A 16,263-nucleotide genomic window follows, 5' to 3' on the forward strand; every position below is an offset into this window, starting at 1 on the left:
TGCTGATGAGATTCTGCTGACAAAATTCTGCTACCGAAATTCTAATTAATATTTTATTAAGATTCAGCAATTTGGCACTGCATGTTGCGCAATCCACGCGTGCATGGAAACAGCTGCAGCTGCTCCCGCGTTTAGTGAGCGAACAGAGCCGAATTGCGAAATATAAACAACGTCATCCGCCATTTGTAACGCTTTTTTAGAAAGACCCGGACCTTCTGCACCAAAAAGCATAAGGCAACGTCTAGGGAACTTGTAGGTTTCCATAGCAACAGCACCTGGAATAATATCGAGCGCTATAACGCGAGCGTTTTTAGCATCTTGTTCCTTGATATTTGCGATTTTTTCGGCTTCTTTATTGCCTTCTGCCTGCGCTTTAAGCAAAAGTTGATGCGCTTCTTCTGCTTCCCGTGCTATATTTTCGCGCCAATTAGTTACTAGAGTTTCAATAGTTGGGCAGCACTCAACGTATTGGTAAAGCTCAGTCATTAACGAGCCTTTACGATTCCATTTATGAGGCCCTACAATATACACTTTTTTCGCTGTAAACGCGTTTGCAGTGCGAACCATAGAGCCTATGTTGAAATCGTGAGTCCAATTTTCTACAGCTACTTCAAACTCGTGGCGTCCTTTAGAATCGAGATCCGCTTTTATAGCTTCTACTTTCCAGTATCGGTAGCGGTCTAGGACGTTACGCTGGTCGCCTTCGTCTAGTAATTCAGTGCTAAACCGCGCATCATAATTTGGCGATTCTGGATTATCTGGACGAGGCTCACCTGGATGCTCTTCTTCCCACGGGCCAACTCCTATAGGTCGGAATTCTGGCTCATCGGAAGCTTTTGCAGCCAAAGTAATTGGATTCGGTTCGTGCATGTATAAGTTTTGCTCCAATTAAAGTATTGATTTGCGCTTGAGGCTTGGCAGCTAGGCTTTGCAACTAGGCTTTGCAGCCGTCAGTTGCGCAATCACCTGTGCAACCAGACTTGCAGTGACCGCCACAGCAGTTGTCTTCGCAGCATGGCTCAGTGCAGCCGTCATGCTTGCAATCACCAGTGCACTCTACCTTGCAATGGCCACCACAGCAGTTATCTTCGCAGCAAGGCTCAGTGCAACCGTCATGCTTGCAATCACCAGTGCATTTAACCTCACAATGACCACCACAGCAATGATCGTTGCAGCAATCGTCGTGATCTGCATCTGCACGTAATTCTTCTTCATCGAAAGCTTGAACAAATGCCATTTTAGTACTCTCCTCACTTATTGGATTTACTAATTGAAGATGCCTTGTGCCTTGTTCATCGGCGTCAACACCACCAATTAATGCAACTATAGCAAGAATTTGCGCGCCTTGCTGATTAACAATGCCAAAATCAAGACTTAATTCATTACCGTGTCGTAAAGTCACAAGCGAAGAAGTTTGAACATACGATTTTTCAGAAAGCCAAGAATCAAGCAACAGCACTCGCTTGCCTTTAACTGACGGGCCTTTTGTTGCAGGAAAAACAAAATCCATAACAAAGCCGTCGAGTGCAATTCCTTTACGTTCTGCAGCATGAATAAGCGCAAAAACCATTGGAACTGCGGCAGCAGTTAATGCACCAATAGCGTCAACATCGCGTTCTAACGAATACCCAGCTTTCTCAATTGCATCAAAAAGAACATCACCAACCAACTTGGAGCCACGCTGAGCAAATGTAACAGAAAACAGTTCGCTAAATGGTTTCGCACTCATATCTGCACAAAGCATGCGCTTAAGTTCCGCGCGTTCCTCTTGTAATTCTGCCATTTTGCACTCCTTAGCGTTTAGAGTTCTTCAATTTTTTATGCTTTAATGTTTTTATGCTTAACGATCTTCTACTGATACTTCTGGAGCGCTCAGCTCTTTAACATCAGCTTTATCAGAATCTATAAGATCTATTGAAGCAATAACTTTACTTTGATCTAACTTCTGAAGTTTACGCGCTGTTACCAACACTCGCGACTCAAGCGAAGAAGCAAACTTATTGTAAGCTGCAACTGTTCTTGCCAAAGATACGCCAAGTTTTGAAGCATTTTCCCCAAGAACCGCAAAGCGATCGTACAATTCTCTAGATAAATCGAAAAGTTCTTTTGCATCATCTGTAAGACTTTGCTGCTGCCATGCGTACGCAACAGACTTAAGCACAGCCCACAAAGTAACTGGTGAAGTGAGTGCTACTTTTTGCGCAAAAGCATCATCCATAAGCGTTGGATCCGCTTCAAGAGCCGCCTGAAGCAATGCTTCGTTTGGAATAAATGCAACTACAAAGTCTGGTGCTGTTTCAAAAGCCTGCCAATACGCTTTAGCTCCCAATACTCTAACGTGTTCTCGCAAAGCCTTAGCATGCGCTTTTAGAAGCTCGCTCCTTCTAGCTAATTCTTCGTCACTTGCGTTATCTGGGATTTCGCAAGCGCGCTGATAATCCGCATACGGAACTTTTGCATCAACTGGAATTGTTTTGCCTCCTGGCAGATGCACAACCATATCTGGCCTCTGCTGTTCGCCATTTACTCCAGTTACAACAACCTGCGTATCAAAATCAACATGCTCAAGCAAGCCTGCAGATTCCACAATATTCTTTAGTTGAGCCTCGCCCCAAGCTCCGCGAACCTTATTATTTCGCAATGCTGCAGAAAGCGAACTTGTTTCGCGGTCAAGCCTTGTTTGCTGCTCACTTAAGCCTTTAAGCTGAGTGCTCAGCACACCCATTTCTTGCTTACGCCCTTCTTCAATCTGCGAAACTTTATTCTTCAAAGCTTCGAGATTGTCTTTTACTGGAGCAAGCGCTTCCAAAACTTTACCTTGCTCTTTCAAAGTTTTTTCACGATTTAACCGTTCACGTTCTTCTCGCTCTGTGCGCAATTGTTCTTCGCGATTCACTCGCAATTGCTCTGCCTGCTGCGCTTTAGCAAGTTCTGCTTCAACAAACTTTAATCGCTCAGCAAGCTGCTCTGCTTGCGTGCGATACCGTATAGCCTGATTGCCATTTTCTTGAGCTTGAGCGCGCGCTTGTTCATACTGCGAGCGCAATTCGTTAAATTCGCGCTGGTTTACGCCATTAGCGCCTTGCGTTCCAGAGTTGTGCTTAACAATAGCCAGCACAACAATGGCGGTTATTACAACAGCAACCACCATTAAAACAAACATCACAATATTATCGAACATACGTTCTATTAAACACTATTGAGTTGACTTTTAAAACATAATTAGACACATGCATTATCTAATACAAAATAGCGTACTGTCTACTGAAAAATAATCCAATAAACAGCACGCTTTGTTCGATTTGACTACATTATTTAGCTACATTGAAGAATGCAGGAACTACGCAATCTTGAGAGTTACATGGTCGTCGCTCTCTGCGCAATCCGCAACTACGCGAGCGCCATCATGCACCTTGCCGGAAAGCAGCAATCGCGCAAGTTGATCGCCAATTTCCGTTTGAACCAATCTACGCAACGGACGAGCACCGTAAACTGGATCATAGCCATGCTCTGCAAGCCAAGCGCGAGCAGAATCACTCACATCCAAGCTAATGCGGCGATCACTCAAGCGTGCAGCCACTTGACGAACTTGAATATCCACAATTCCACCAAGCTCTTCGCGGCTCAACGGATGGAACATAACAAGCTCATCCAAACGGTTAATGAACTCTGGCTTAAACTCAGCGTGAACAGCGTTCATAACAGCCTTGCGTTTAGCAGCATCGTCCAAGCCCTCTTGCACAAGGAATTGCGAACCCAAGTTTGATGTCATAATCAAAATCGTATTCGTAAAATCAACCGTTCTACCTTGTCCGTCAGTCAAACGACCATCGTCCAAAACCTGCAACAAAACGTCGAATACTTCTGGATGCGCCTTCTCAACTTCGTCAAAAAGCACTACAGAATACGGACGCCTACGCACAGCTTCAGTAAGCTGGCCGCCTTCCTCATAGCCAATGTAACCAGGAGCAGCACCGATTAGACGCGAAACAGAAGCCTTTTCCATGTACTCACTCATATCAATGCGAACCATTGCGCGCTCGTCGTCAAACAAGAAGTCGGCAAGAGCCTTAGCAAGCTCAGTCTTACCAACGCCAGTAGGACCCAAGAATAGGAACGAACCGGTCGGACGATTCGGGTCTGCAATTCCAGCACGACTTCTGCGCACAGCATCCGCTATAGCCTGAATTGCTTCGCTTTGACCAACCACACGCTTAGAAAGCTCCTTTTCCATGTTTAGCAGCTTCTCATTTTCGCCTTGCATCAAGCGACCAACAGGAATGCCCGTCCATTCGCTAACGACTCCTGCAATAGAATCAGCATCAACCTGATCCGGAACCATTGGCTCTTTCGCTTCACTCTTAGCGTTAGAGGCCTCGGACTCCGCTTCTTCCAAAGCTTTTTGAATGCTTGGAATTTCGCCATACAAAATACGGCTTGCTTGTTCCAAGTTGCCTTCACGTGTGAATTTGTCGGCTTCTACGCGCTTAGCGTCGAGTTGCGCTCGCAAATCACCAACCTTGTTATGGCCAGCCTTTTCCGCATCCCAACGCGCTTTCAATCCAGTAAGCTTTTCGCGCGAGTTAGCTAATTCTTCTTGCAACTTTTCTAAGCGTTCGCGTGCAGCAGCATCTTCCGCTTTCTTTAATTGCATTTCTTCCATTTCAAGACGCGTAACTTTGCGCTGCAATTCGTCGATCTCTTCTGGCTGCGAATCAAGCTCCATGCGCAAGTGAGCTGCCGCTTCATCCACCAAATCAATCGCCTTATCTGGAAGTTGTCTGCCAGTAATATAGCGGTTTGAAAGCGTTGCTGCAGCTACGATTGCATCGTCACTAATCGTCACCTTGTGGTGCGCTTCGTAACGTTGCTTAAGTCCGCGCAAAATCGTCACAGTATCTTCAACAGAAGGCTCGCCAACAAACACTTGCTGGAATCTGCGTTCAAGCGCAGAATCCTTTTCAATATGCTCACGATACTCGTTAAGCGTAGTCGCGCCAACCAAGCGCAGCTCACCGCGCGCAAGCATTGGCTTAAGCATATTGCCAGCATCCATTGAACCTTCTGCAGATCCCGCGCCAACAACAGTGTGAATTTCGTCAATAAACGTAATAATTTGACCGTCTGATTGTTGAATTTCCTTCAACACTGCTTTTAAGCGTTCCTCAAACTCGCCGCGATACTTCGAACCTGCAACCATCGAAGCCAAGTCAAGACTGATAAGACGCTTGTTTTGCAAAGTCGTAGGCACATCCCCTGCAACGATTCGCTGAGCTAATCCTTCTACAACTGCCGTTTTTCCAACGCCCGGCTCGCCAATCAGCACAGGATTGTTCTTCGTGCGGCGAGAAAGAATCTGAATTACGCGACGAATCTCCTGGTCTCGTCCAATTACTGGGTCGAGCTTTCCTTCGCGAGCGCGCGCAGTCATATCAACAGAATACTTTTCGAGCGCTTTGTAGTTGCCTTCAGCATCCGGACTCGTAACTTTCGCACCTCCACGCACAGTTGGCACAGCCTTACGCAACACGTCTGCGGAAACGTTGTGCTTTTTGAAAATATCCGCAACAGCGTTTGGCGCGCTTGCAACCATGCCGATAAGCATGTGCTCCGTAGAAACGTATTCGTCTCCCATTGCGCGCATTTCTTTTTCTGCCTGGCTTAACGCAGCCAAAAGCTGACGACTTGCATCTGGCTTAGTTGTAGTTGAACCAGTAGATGAAGGCAATGCCACTAATGCGTTACGAATTTCAGCACCGATTTGTTGCGCGTCCGCCCCCGCCTGAGCAATAAGCGCGCGAACGACGCCTTGCTCTTGGCGAAGTAAAGCATCCGCCAAATGCAGAGTGTCAACTTGCGCATTGCCGGCAGCCGCTGCACTTTGCACAGCGTCGCTTAATGCGTCTTGCGCTAAGGTTGTAAACTTTTGTTCCATATCTACCTCATTTCCACGAAAGCTCTAAAACACATTTCAGTTAAGTCAAATCGCTGCAACTTTTATTGCAGCTTTTATTGCAACTCTCGCTGCAATTTCAAGCTTTTTGACGATACTTTCGAATTCTAACGAGCTTTCACTTTCATGTATCTGATACGTATAACAGATTTTCCTATAACTTTATTCCTAAAACTTGAGTGTACTAGACTCAAGTTTTGTTTTCAAGAACTTTCAATCGCAAATAATTTACGCAAATAATTTAATTAAGCAGCAAGCAAAGTTTAGTTAAGTATCGAGCAATGCTTAATTAAGTAGCAAATATGTCGTAATCTTAAAAGCATGAGAATTGCACGTTTTTCGTATAATGAAGTTCCACAATACGCTTTCGTTCAAAAAGACGAAACCGACGGTAAAGATTATTTAGTAGCGCTTGAAGGGCACCCTTTAAGCCCGCAAGGAGTTAAGCCAACTGGTAAACGTTACGCGTTGGATACGGATGGCGTGCGCTTGCTTGTGCCTGTAATTCCTTCAAAAGTTTACGGATTGGCAAAAAATTACGATACGCGTTCCGATGACGAGCGCGCTACTTCTCCTGCGGCTTCTTCGCATACCGCCGCAGATATGGTTATTTTTACAAAGCCGAGCACTTCTGTAATTGGTCCGGACGATCCGATTGTGATTCCTGCTTGCTCAAACGACATGAATTTTGAACCAGAAGTGGCAGTTGTTATGGGCAAAATCGCCAAAAATGTGACTGCAGATACCGCAATGAATTACGTTTTTGGCTTTACTTGCGTAAATGACGTAACTTTGCGAGATTGCGCAGGAAGCGACCCAATGTGGACGCGCGCAAAAGGTTTCGACACTTCCTGCCCACTTGGACCTTGGATTACAACCGAGCTAAATTGGCGCGATGCACATATTTCATTTACGCTTAATGGTGAAAATGTGCCAGAAGCCGACGGCACTACAGCTCGACTTATTCACAGTATTCCTGAGCAAATTGCTGCGATTTCAAGCTTCTCAACGCTTCTTCCAGGAGATGTGATTTTGACAGGAACTCCATACCCAGCTGGAACTTTACGCGCTGGTGACGAAGCGATTGTGCACGTAGATGGTATTGGCTCGCTGCGCAATGTGATTGTGCATGCGTAACTAAAATCATCAATTTGACTTGAAACTTTGACTTAAAACTACACAAATGCTCGTGGGCCAAAGATTGCCGAACCGATTCTAACCATTGTTGAGCCTTCGGCAATCGCCCACGCAAAATCGCCGGACATTCCCATCGAAAGCTCTAATTTTGCAGAGTTTCCATCATAATCTTGCGCGAGTTGTTCACTCACACAATCTCTAATTTCTCGCAATTTTGCGAAACCACTTCTCACTATTTTTTCATCATCCACGCGCGCTCCGAGCGTCATAAATCCGTGCAAATTAAGCGCCGGAAGACTAGATATAGCGAGCGCTTCGTCAATCGCACGTTCTGGCGCGCATCCCGATTTTGTAGCTTCTCCAGAAACATTCACTTCCAGCATAACGTCTGTGCAAAGTCCAAAATTTTGCGCGCGTGTAGATATTTTTTGCGCAAGTTCAATGCCGTCAACCGACTGAATACCATTTGCAAGCGGCAAAACTTTATTTATTTTATTGCTTTGCAGCTGACCTATTAAATAGAGCGGAATTTCGCTATTTACACCGCCGTTCACACTAACGCTTAAACCTTCTCGAGCAGCTTCCGCGCGTAAAATCTCGGCTTTTGCAACGATTTCTTGTGGGCGATTTTCCCCAATTACGCGCACTCCAGCTTTAAGCGCTGCCATAATTTCGCCAACATCTCGCGTTTTAGTTGCGGCAAGTAGCCTAACCGACTCAGCTTTGCGACCATAATGCGATTCGGCTTGAGCAATGGCGTCTTGCACACTGTGCACGCCGTCGGCAATTTGACGTGCACGAACACAATCAACCTCAGTATTCGCTAAATTTTTTTGTGTCATATACGCCATTTATTGCCCCAATCTATCAAACCTAACTACATAGTTTAGTCGAGGAAGGACACGGATTTGTCGGCTAGGTTTGCGCGAACAGAATCCCACGGCGTTTCATCGCTTTCAAATAACGCGAGCGCATCGGCAGCACTCATATCTACAGGCTGATTTTGACCAGGCTTTTTGTATCCCAAAAGATACATGCAGTAGCCGATCATGCGCTCTGCGCTCCAGCCAGATTCTCGAAGCGCGCCGACGTCTAGCGAGTGCTTACTTTTTGCAAGCCTCTCGCCTTGTGCGTTATCAATTAGCGGTAAATGCGCAAATTGCGGACGCACGTAATACACACCGTGAGCCGCAAAAAATCCCGACTTTTCAAGCAATTCACCAATCCAAATTTGAAGCGCAGCAGAACGAAGCAAATCACGTCCGCGCACAATATCATTTACTCCCGAAAGCACGTCGTCAACAACCACCGCAAGCTGATATGAAAAAACGCCATCCGCGCGGCGAATCACCATATCCCCCAAGTCGCGGTCAATATCAAAAGATTGCGCACCAAAAATCGCGTCTTCAAAACTCACATTTGCTTGCGGCGAATCAGCCGAGGGAACAGCAAGCCTTAAAGAATGTTGCCGATTATTTTGCAAACGCTTTTCGATTTGTGCCAGGCCTTCCGCAGTTTTGCGAAGATTTCTGCACGTACCCGGGTAGCGTATGAAACCGTCGCCTTCTTGCGGAGCTGCGATTGCGCGAATATCGGAACGCGAGCAAAAACAAGGGTAAATTAGCGAATTTCCGTCGTCGTCTTGCAAAGATTCTAGCGTCTCAAGAGCTTCTTGGTAAATTGCAGTTCGCTCATGCTGATAAGTCGGCTCACCAACCCAATCAAGCCCAGCCCAATGCAAGTCGTCAACAATTCTCGCGCTAGCATCCTTTGACATTCGCGCAATATCGAGATCTTCCAGACGCAAAAGCATTTGGCCGCCTTGCGATTTTGCAGAAAGCCACGCAGCCAACATTGCTACCATATTGCCAATATGCATACGCCCGGAAGGAGTAGGCGCAAAACGACCGACTATAGTAGATTTATTGGAATACGGCTCATAACTTTGATGATTTAGCAACATCTGCTTATTCTCTTGCGTCATAATTACTTATTCTATATTCGATTTTGTTTATACAGCATGAAGCATGCGCATTATCACTAAAAGTGAAATAAAAATTGCGCAAATCATTTTGTAAAAACTGAAAAGCAAAACAAAACGATTTACGCAATAATTAAATAGTTAATTAACTAGATTTTAGTGCTAAGCCTTAAACAAGACCTTGTACATAAGAACGCCCAATATTGCGCCAGCAGTAGGAGCAACAACTGGGATCCATGCTTCACCCCAGCGAGAAGAGCCCTTGTGTGAAATTGGCAAAATCGCGTGAAGCAAACGCGGCATAAGATCACGAGCAGGATTCAAAGCAGGACCAGTTGGACCACCCATAGAAGTCACCAAGCCCCAAACAACGAAGCCAACGACGATTGAGGCACCGGCCAAATTCTTCTCACCCCATGGGGAAGTAAGGCAGCAAAGAGCTGCCAAAACAAGCACAAGCGTGCCGAAGAATTCGTTAAGGAAGTAGTTAATTTTGTTGTTATACGCATCCGTAGTGCAGAAAGTGCCAAGAATTGCTTCTGGCTCCTCAGTTTCGTTGTAATGCGGCAAATAAGTTACATACACAATAAGCTGACCAACCAACGCACCCAAAAGCTGAGCGACAATATAAGGCGCAACGTTTTTCCACTCAAACATTCCGTTTACAGCTTGCGCAATTGTCATAGCAGGATTGATATGCGCACCGGAAATTCCGCCAAACATGAGCACTGGGAACATCACACCAAAACCGTAACCCATGGCAATATTGAGCCAGCCGGCATGGTGTCCTTTAGTATTTTTTAATTCAACGTTTGCTACAGCACCGTTTCCGAAAATCATAAGAATAGCAGTGCCAATAAATTCTGCAGCCAACATTGCCATAAACGAATGTTGCATGGTCCTTCGATCCTTCTTACCTGTTTCAAACTCCACACACGTAATCACGCGTCAATAAATTCACAACTCGCAATTGCGATTAGCACAGCATGGAACACAATACATTCTCATTTTCAAAGAAGCTAAGAAAATGAATTCCAACAATTATTCTTTGATAGTTTCCCTTATGCGTGCGACAGTCTGCGTGAGCAGTAAAATCGCCCTCACATCAAAAGAGGCCCGCCACTTTGGCGAGCCTCTTATCTACAAAAACAATATCTGCGGTTTCATCTTCACAACATCCTCGTTGCAACGGTTAAAGTCTTAAATATCCCGTCCAACGTCCACGGATTTCATATCCATACACTTTTGTGGGTTACCGCTATCTCTTTTTTGTTTTTGTAATTATTATTATCATCGTTTTTTATCTAATAGTAAAGAGCAAATTAGCCTTTGTTAACATATTGTCACTACTGTTCAATTGCACACGAAAAATCGTAACTCTTGCGGCATTTTGTGAACATGCAAAGGTTGTCATGTTAAATTACGTTCACATAAGACACGCTCCGGCGTGTCGCAAGATATTTTTCGAGCGCAAAGCAAGCAATAAAATCGACACTCATTCGCGCACTTCCCTTACAACGCATACAATTACAGAGTATGGTACAAATTTTTGACGCTCCCTCAAAGGCGATTCTGCGTGGTCAAATTGCAGAACATATCGCCGAAGATGAAAAGGCAGAAAAGCGTGAAGCTCGTGAGGGTGAGCTACCGTTGCCAAAAGATCGTTTCTTCGACCGAGAATTAAGTTGGTTGAAGTTCAATCGTCGCGTGCTTGAGTTGGCTCAGAATACAGATTTGCCACTTCTTGAACGCGCTAATTTTGCTGCTATATTTGCGTCAAATCTCGACGAATTCTTTATGGTTCGAGTTGCAGGATTAAAGCGCAGAATAGATTCTGGAATAGCAGTAACTGCAGCATCTGGTTTAAGCCCTCGCCAGCAGTTGCGCGCTATTAGCGAGGTAACTCACCGCCGTCAAGATGAGCACGCTCACTATGTTATTGAGCACATTCTTCCTGAGCTTGCCAAACAGCGCATTGTTTTGCTCAGCTGGGATAAGCTTACAGAATCAGAAAAAGCACGTTTGTCTGATTACTACAAAAAGCAAGTTTTCCCTGTTCTCACGCCTCTTGCAGTGGATCCTGCTCACCCATTCCCATACATTTCCGGCAAGTCTATTAACTTGGCTGTTATCGTCGAAAATCCAAATTCTGGAAAGTCGCATTTTGCGCGCGTAAAAATTCCAGATAATTTGAATCGCCTTGTACCAGTTGACGATTTAACAGACGAAGAAGGTCGCGAAGAGCGTTACGGCTTCATTACTATGGAAAAGCTGATTGCAGCACACTTGGAATCGCTTTTCCCAGGCATGATTATTAAGGAAGCTCGTTCCTTCCGCGTTACGCGTAACGAGGACATTGACGTTGAGGAAGACGATGCAGAAAACCTGCTCAACGCTATGGAGAAGGAACTCCTTCGTCGTCGTTTTGGACCGCCTATTCGTTTGGAAATTTCTAACGAAGCCAGCCCATTCCTTTCTCAGCTTCTTGCAAATCAGCTTCGTGTAAGCCCTGAGGAAGTATATCGCTTGCCTTCGCCGCTTGACATGACGGTATTGTTTGAATTACAGGCGCTTGATCGCCCAGATTTGAAGTATCGTCCGTTCATTCCTACTACGAACCGTCAGATTGCGGAAGTTGAAACTAGCCACGCGCAAGATATTTTCGCTTCGATTCGCGAGCATGACATTTTGTTGCATCACCCTTACGATTCGTTCTCTACTTCTGTGCAGGCTTTCCTTGCGCAAGCTGCTGCTGATCCGAAGGTTCTTGCAATTAAGCAGACTTTGTACCGCACGTCTAGCAATTCGCCAATTATTGACGCTCTTGTTGACGCAGCTCACGCTGGCAAGCAGGTGCTTGCGCTGGTTGAGATTAAAGCACGATTTGACGAGGATGCAAATATTGCTTGGGCTCGTAAGCTTGAGCGCGCAGGCGTTCACGTTGTGTACGGCATTGTTGGTTTGAAAACTCACTGCAAGCTTTCACTCGTGGTTCGTCAGGAAGCAGAAGGATTGCGACGCTACTGCCACGTTGGTACAGGTAATTACAATCCTAAGACTGCTCGCTTGTACACGGATTTGGGATTGCTTACTTGCGATCCTGTAGTCGGCCAGGATTTGACTCGCTTGTTTAATCAGCTTTCTGGTTATGCGCCGAAGTCTAGTTTCCACCGCCTTCTTGTTGCTCCTCGTACAGTTCGAACTGGTATTATTGCGCGAATTCAGCGCGAGGAAGCTGCAGCTCTTGCTGGAAAGGAAGCTTGGATTAAGATTAAGGTCAATTCTGTGGTTGACGAGAAGACTATTGACGCTTTGTATCGAGCTTCGCAAGCTGGAGTAAAGATTGATATCGTTGAGCGTGGAATTTGCTCGCTTAAGCCTGGCATTGAAGGATTGAGCGACAATATTCGCGTTCGTTCTATTCTTGGCCGATTCCTTGAGCACAGCCGCATTTACGCTTTTGCTAACTCTTGCGGTCCGCAGATTGGTGACGGTCCTGCAAGCGGTCCAGAAGTTTGGATTGGATCAGCTGATTTAATGCACCGTAATCTTGACCGCCGCGTTGAGACGCTGGTTCGCATCAGTGCGCCTGATCAGGTTGAAGCGTTGATTCAGTATATTGATTTACAAATGGCTGATTCTACTGTTTCGTGGTGGATGGATGGCGATGGCACATATACCTTGCATTCTCGCGATAAGGAAGGTCGTCCGCTAGTAGACAGCCAGGCTTACTTGATTCACACTCACACGCGTAAGCCTCGCGGTGCGAACTAATCGCAAGCAACTAAATAAACGATAAGCAAGAGCCAGATTCAGTAACATGTTTCTGGCTCTTGTTGTGTTTATTGCTCCTTCTAAACCGATTAAATTTCAAGCGTTCCAGCAATAGCCAAAATCTTCTACAGCACCATTTGCCAGTTTTAGGAGGTTTTTTAGTAATTATTTGCCAGTTTTAGGAGGTTTTATGTGACAATTGAGTATTAATATTGTTACGTACAATATAACAGTTCTATCCCTATCTCTTCTCAAGAATTGGAAGTTAGAGCTGGAATTACCCGATTATCTTGTGCACCAACTCCTGCGATATCTAACCAATATGCTCAGCAACTATTTTGGCAATGTACAGCCTATCTAACCACCAACATTGTTTTGTGATGGTTTCACCGTTTGGAAGTGTTATAACATCATTGCCATTTTTACCGTGTGGCCTCATATGAAATACGTGATTAAATGACATCTTAGGGAGCTTATTCTCATCCGTTCCATAGCCAGTAGATTCACCAGATATCATAATCTCATGCACTTTATTCCACGCAGGCGCAACATATTTTTCAATATCTTCTTCTGGCATATTCCATAGAAAACCACCAACTAAAACATCATCTTTATAGCAAGTTGATTTTCTATTTTTCCCGTTGCTTTTAAAAACAACAAAATAGAACTTATTATTCTCAAAAAACTTATACAATCGCGAATCATGCCACTGCATATTTGGATCTGCTAATTCAGCCCAATCATCCTCTTTTAACGCAGGAAAAGACATATTCTGCTCTGGTTTACCATCATCGTACAAAACAGTAGTTTTTAGTTGAGTCACACTCGCTGCAGCAAACTGTTCAATTTCTTCTATTCTGTTCTTTTTTACACCCAACATCTTCAGTGCAAGCTGCGAATTAAAAGAATAATGCGTTTTAAGCTTAACATTAAATTTATTGGCCAAATCAGAAATTTTAGAACCAACATATCGCCCAATCTTCTTTTCCACATAATCATTAAGATTTTCGTTAATAGACATTGGCAACCGTTCAAAAAGATCACCTTCACCTAAAACTCTTTGTGCAACAATGGTCATATAGCTAGGCTTATACGAAAACGCACGTTGTTTTGCACGTATATATTTACTTTCAAATCCACTTGGCGCAGGAGCATCTCTCAACGACTTTGCAGCCGTTTCTCCCTTAGTGCAAGCAGCAAGATAATTAGTATCGGACTCGCTTAACCTATCTGCATAACCAGAAGCTACTTTATTTTTTATGTATTCCCAATCTTTACGAATTGTTTCTAGCTCACCAGGTTCATATTTCAATACAAAAGAACCATAAATAGTGCAATCAAGTCTGGATTGGCTGGTTTTATCAGTCCTGTTATCAAGATAATAAATAATAATCATTTGACGCGCTTTTTGCCAAAATGATGAATTATCAAAAACCTCATTACACAGCGTCAAATAGTTGATAATATCAACAACCAAACGTTCTTTAGCAACTATCTTCTTTTTCTTGTTCGAACGAATCGGCGTGACTTTTAATTCATAAAATTCATCAGCAACCATAATATCCGGTTGTTTATCGGAATTTATAGAATACCCAAAAACTGATTCTTCAATAATATTGCCTAAAGAGCCCTTGTTGCCTGCTTTTTCACCACGACCAGTTTCATCAATCTCGCGAAAAGTTTTGCCATTGATTCCAGTAAGAAGAGCGGTTATTTCGTCAATGTCCGAAAACTTGCGATTGTCGCCTATATGATTAGACATACTTCCCACCATTCTGCATCTTCCCTGGCACAACTTTATTTATTACATTTTCCTATTAACTCAATTCCTACGCAACCTACAAATAAGCATAATTATTTAGATATGAATTTTATGCCGAAATGTCATTAGCGAGAACTTCGCCAATTTTATGCGGAATACCAGTAACCAACGCATTCCCCATACAAAACGCTCTATGACCATCACTCATTCCATCATTCGTCCAACCTTTAGGGAACATTTGCAACTGGTCTAGCTCATCTGGAACAAGTCTTCTCAATCTGCCATTTTGCATAACAACATGTTTGGTTCTACTAGCGCTTTTCCCACCTTCACCTGTAAGAATAGTTCTGCTTGGCGCATCAATTTTATCTGGAAAAGCAACAGGGCCTTCGGAATACATGTACTCAAATCCATTCGAAGCTGTTCGCAACTCCCTTTTACCGCCTTTAAGATACTGCCAAGAAGCAAGCTTATCTTCTTCAATCCAATATTCTTCAGGCACTTGATTGGCATCAACTAAAACGCTACCTAATGTCATTGCATTGCCAGAAAACACAGCATCCGTTTTAACGGTATAAACTATTCCATCTTGCATAACACCAGCATTCTGGAATAGGCTCACCTTAGCTTGTTTGCCAAAATCTTGAGATATAACATACGGATTGTCACTAATAGAAAATTCATATTGCGCAGCATTTTTTTCTGCAACAGATACTGGAAAAGCTCGTGCAATAACACCGTTTTGCAAAAGATGCTCTGACAAGTTATACCATTTCTTAGAATCATGTTCTGCAAAAACATATACTCGTCTACGTCTTTGAGGCATTCCATAGTCAGCAGCATTAATAACTCGCCACTCTACGCTGTATCCTAATCGAAAAAGACAAGAGAGAATAATGGCAAAATCCCTACCGCGCTGCGCGGCAGGTGATTTTAATAAACGGTCAACATTTTCAAGTAGAACATATTTAGGGTGACGCAATTCCAACATTTTATTAATACTCCACCACAGAACGCCTTTTTTGCCGTCAATTCCAGAAGACAATGCTAACGGTTTTGCCACAGAATAATCTTGACAGGGAAAACCGCCAACAAGCATGTCAAAATCTGGAATATCACATTCCCCGTGTTCAAATTTTTTGAGCACTTCTGCTATATCTTCATTAACACAGCTACCTTTGCCAAAACGCTTCTCATAGCATCTCCACGCAAATTGCTTGGATTCTTGCCCAGCAGGCTCCCACTGATTTGCCCAAACTGTTTTGAAAGGCCCCGCCGGTTCCGCAGTAAAATTGTTTCCATCAGAAGGAGTATACCCTTCAAGCCCAAGACGGAACCCACCTACTCCTGCAAAAAGTTCAGCAACTTTTATTGTCTTGGACATATAAACCCTCGTAACATTAGCAAATTTTCAATACACGTATAATTTAGTATAAATTCAATACACAAAAAGATCAAATTTTGCTAAACTGTGAAGCCCAACTCCGAATCTGATTTTCCAAGCAAATAGAACATATTTAAACCATTTGCCAGTTTTAGGAGGTTTTTTAGTAATTATTTGCCAGTTTTGGCATGTTTTTTGCGCTACGATTTGCCAGTTTTAGGAATTTTGGGTTATATAACAAAATATCTGATTTACGCAGAACGCGTGCATCA

General features: G+C 44.0%; 11 protein-coding genes. 2 read left to right on the forward strand and 9 right to left on the reverse strand.

Going from position 1 to position 16,263, the window contains the following annotated elements; translation table 11 throughout:
• Nucleotides 1-63: 63 nt before the first annotated feature.
• The 4 genes from AC1EK3_RS04820 to clpB all read right to left on the reverse strand — a co-directional run bounded on the left by AC1EK3_RS04820 (nucleotide 64) and on the right by clpB (nucleotide 5,935).
• Nucleotides 64-870: a TrmH family RNA methyltransferase gene (locus AC1EK3_RS04820; RefSeq protein WP_103013764.1), complete on the reverse strand. Its 807-nt coding sequence runs from the start codon at nucleotides 868-870 to the stop codon at nucleotides 64-66.
• A gap of 64 nt (nucleotides 871-934) precedes the next feature.
• The gene (locus AC1EK3_RS04825) at nucleotides 935-1,783 is read right to left on the reverse strand and encodes a hypothetical protein (RefSeq protein WP_480033081.1); all 849 of its coding nucleotides are present in this window, start codon (nucleotides 1,781-1,783) and stop codon (nucleotides 935-937) included.
• A gap of 57 nt (nucleotides 1,784-1,840) precedes the next feature.
• Entirely contained in the window at nucleotides 1,841-3,181 is a 1,341-nt protein-coding gene (locus AC1EK3_RS04830; RefSeq protein ID WP_415683183.1) for a DNA recombination protein RmuC, read from the reverse strand.
• Between the two features lie 159 nt (nucleotides 3,182-3,340).
• Entirely contained in the window at nucleotides 3,341-5,935 is a 2,595-nt protein-coding gene (gene clpB / locus AC1EK3_RS04835; RefSeq protein WP_480033080.1) for an ATP-dependent chaperone ClpB, read from the reverse strand.
• A 339-nt stretch (nucleotides 5,936-6,274) separates the two neighbouring features.
• Here clpB and AC1EK3_RS04840 point away from each other — a divergent pair, with 339 nt between their 5' ends.
• The gene (locus AC1EK3_RS04840) at nucleotides 6,275-7,090 is read left to right on the forward strand and encodes a fumarylacetoacetate hydrolase family protein (protein WP_480033079.1); all 816 of its coding nucleotides are present in this window, start codon (nucleotides 6,275-6,277) and stop codon (nucleotides 7,088-7,090) included.
• A gap of 38 nt (nucleotides 7,091-7,128) precedes the next feature.
• Here the strand turns inward: AC1EK3_RS04840 and AC1EK3_RS04845 are convergent, their stop codons facing one another.
• The 3 genes from AC1EK3_RS04845 to AC1EK3_RS04855 form a co-directional block, all read right to left on the reverse strand.
• Nucleotides 7,129-7,941 (reverse strand): YggS family pyridoxal phosphate-dependent enzyme, encoded by an 813-nt coding sequence (locus tag AC1EK3_RS04845; RefSeq protein WP_480033078.1) that lies wholly within the window; start codon nucleotides 7,939-7,941, stop codon nucleotides 7,129-7,131.
• Nucleotides 7,942-7,976: 35 nt separating this feature from the next.
• The gene (locus tag AC1EK3_RS04850; protein WP_480033201.1) at nucleotides 7,977-9,053 is read right to left on the reverse strand and encodes a glutamyl-Q tRNA(Asp) synthetase; all 1,077 of its coding nucleotides are present in this window, start codon (nucleotides 9,051-9,053) and stop codon (nucleotides 7,977-7,979) included.
• 180 nt (nucleotides 9,054-9,233) lie between these two features.
• Nucleotides 9,234-9,968 carry an MIP/aquaporin family protein gene (locus AC1EK3_RS04855; RefSeq protein WP_480033077.1) on the reverse strand — a complete coding sequence of 245 codons (735 nt, stop codon included), beginning with the start codon at nucleotides 9,966-9,968 and terminating at the stop codon, nucleotides 9,234-9,236.
• 639 nt (nucleotides 9,969-10,607) lie between these two features.
• Between AC1EK3_RS04855 and AC1EK3_RS04860 the strand changes: the two genes are divergently transcribed.
• Nucleotides 10,608-12,845 (forward strand): RNA degradosome polyphosphate kinase, encoded by a 2,238-nt coding sequence (locus AC1EK3_RS04860; protein ID WP_047923630.1) that lies wholly within the window; start codon nucleotides 10,608-10,610, stop codon nucleotides 12,843-12,845.
• A gap of 313 nt (nucleotides 12,846-13,158) precedes the next feature.
• On the opposite strand, the gene AC1EK3_RS04865 is transcribed toward AC1EK3_RS04860, so the two are convergent.
• Complete coding sequence (locus tag AC1EK3_RS04865; protein WP_480033076.1) at nucleotides 13,159-14,607, reverse strand: Sau3AI family type II restriction endonuclease; 1,449 nt, start codon at nucleotides 14,605-14,607, stop codon at nucleotides 13,159-13,161.
• Between the two features lie 109 nt (nucleotides 14,608-14,716).
• The gene (gene dcm / locus AC1EK3_RS04870; protein ID WP_480033075.1) at nucleotides 14,717-15,991 is read right to left on the reverse strand and encodes a DNA (cytosine-5-)-methyltransferase; all 1,275 of its coding nucleotides are present in this window, start codon (nucleotides 15,989-15,991) and stop codon (nucleotides 14,717-14,719) included.
• Nucleotides 15,992-16,263 lie beyond the last annotated feature (272 nt).

Source organism: Gardnerella sp. C0026F2, from assembly GCF_056590715.1.

Coding starts and splice junctions, on each gene's coding strand:
- AC1EK3_RS04845 (WP_480033078.1), bottom strand. CDS start 7,941: ATGGCGTATATGACACAAAAAAATTTAGCGAATACTGAGGTTGATTGT.
- AC1EK3_RS04850 (WP_480033201.1), bottom strand. CDS start 9,053: ATGTTGCTAAATCATCAAAGTTATGAGCCGTATTCCAATAAATCTACT.
- AC1EK3_RS04825 (WP_480033081.1), bottom strand. CDS start 1,783: ATGGCAGAATTACAAGAGGAACGCGCGGAACTTAAGCGCATGCTTTGT.
- clpB (WP_480033080.1), bottom strand. CDS start 5,935: ATGGAACAAAAGTTTACAACCTTAGCGCAAGACGCATTAAGCGACGCT.
- dcm (WP_480033075.1), bottom strand. CDS start 15,991: ATGTCCAAGACAATAAAAGTTGCTGAACTTTTTGCAGGAGTAGGTGGG.
- AC1EK3_RS04820 (WP_103013764.1), bottom strand. CDS start 870: ATGCACGAACCGAATCCAATTACTTTGGCTGCAAAAGCTTCCGATGAG.
- AC1EK3_RS04840 (WP_480033079.1), top strand. CDS start 6,275: ATGAGAATTGCACGTTTTTCGTATAATGAAGTTCCACAATACGCTTTC.
- AC1EK3_RS04865 (WP_480033076.1), bottom strand. CDS start 14,607: ATGTCTAATCATATAGGCGACAATCGCAAGTTTTCGGACATTGACGAA.
- AC1EK3_RS04860 (WP_047923630.1), top strand. CDS start 10,608: ATGGTACAAATTTTTGACGCTCCCTCAAAGGCGATTCTGCGTGGTCAA.
- AC1EK3_RS04855 (WP_480033077.1), bottom strand. CDS start 9,968: ATGCAACATTCGTTTATGGCAATGTTGGCTGCAGAATTTATTGGCACT.
- AC1EK3_RS04830 (WP_415683183.1), bottom strand. CDS start 3,181: ATGTTCGATAATATTGTGATGTTTGTTTTAATGGTGGTTGCTGTTGTA.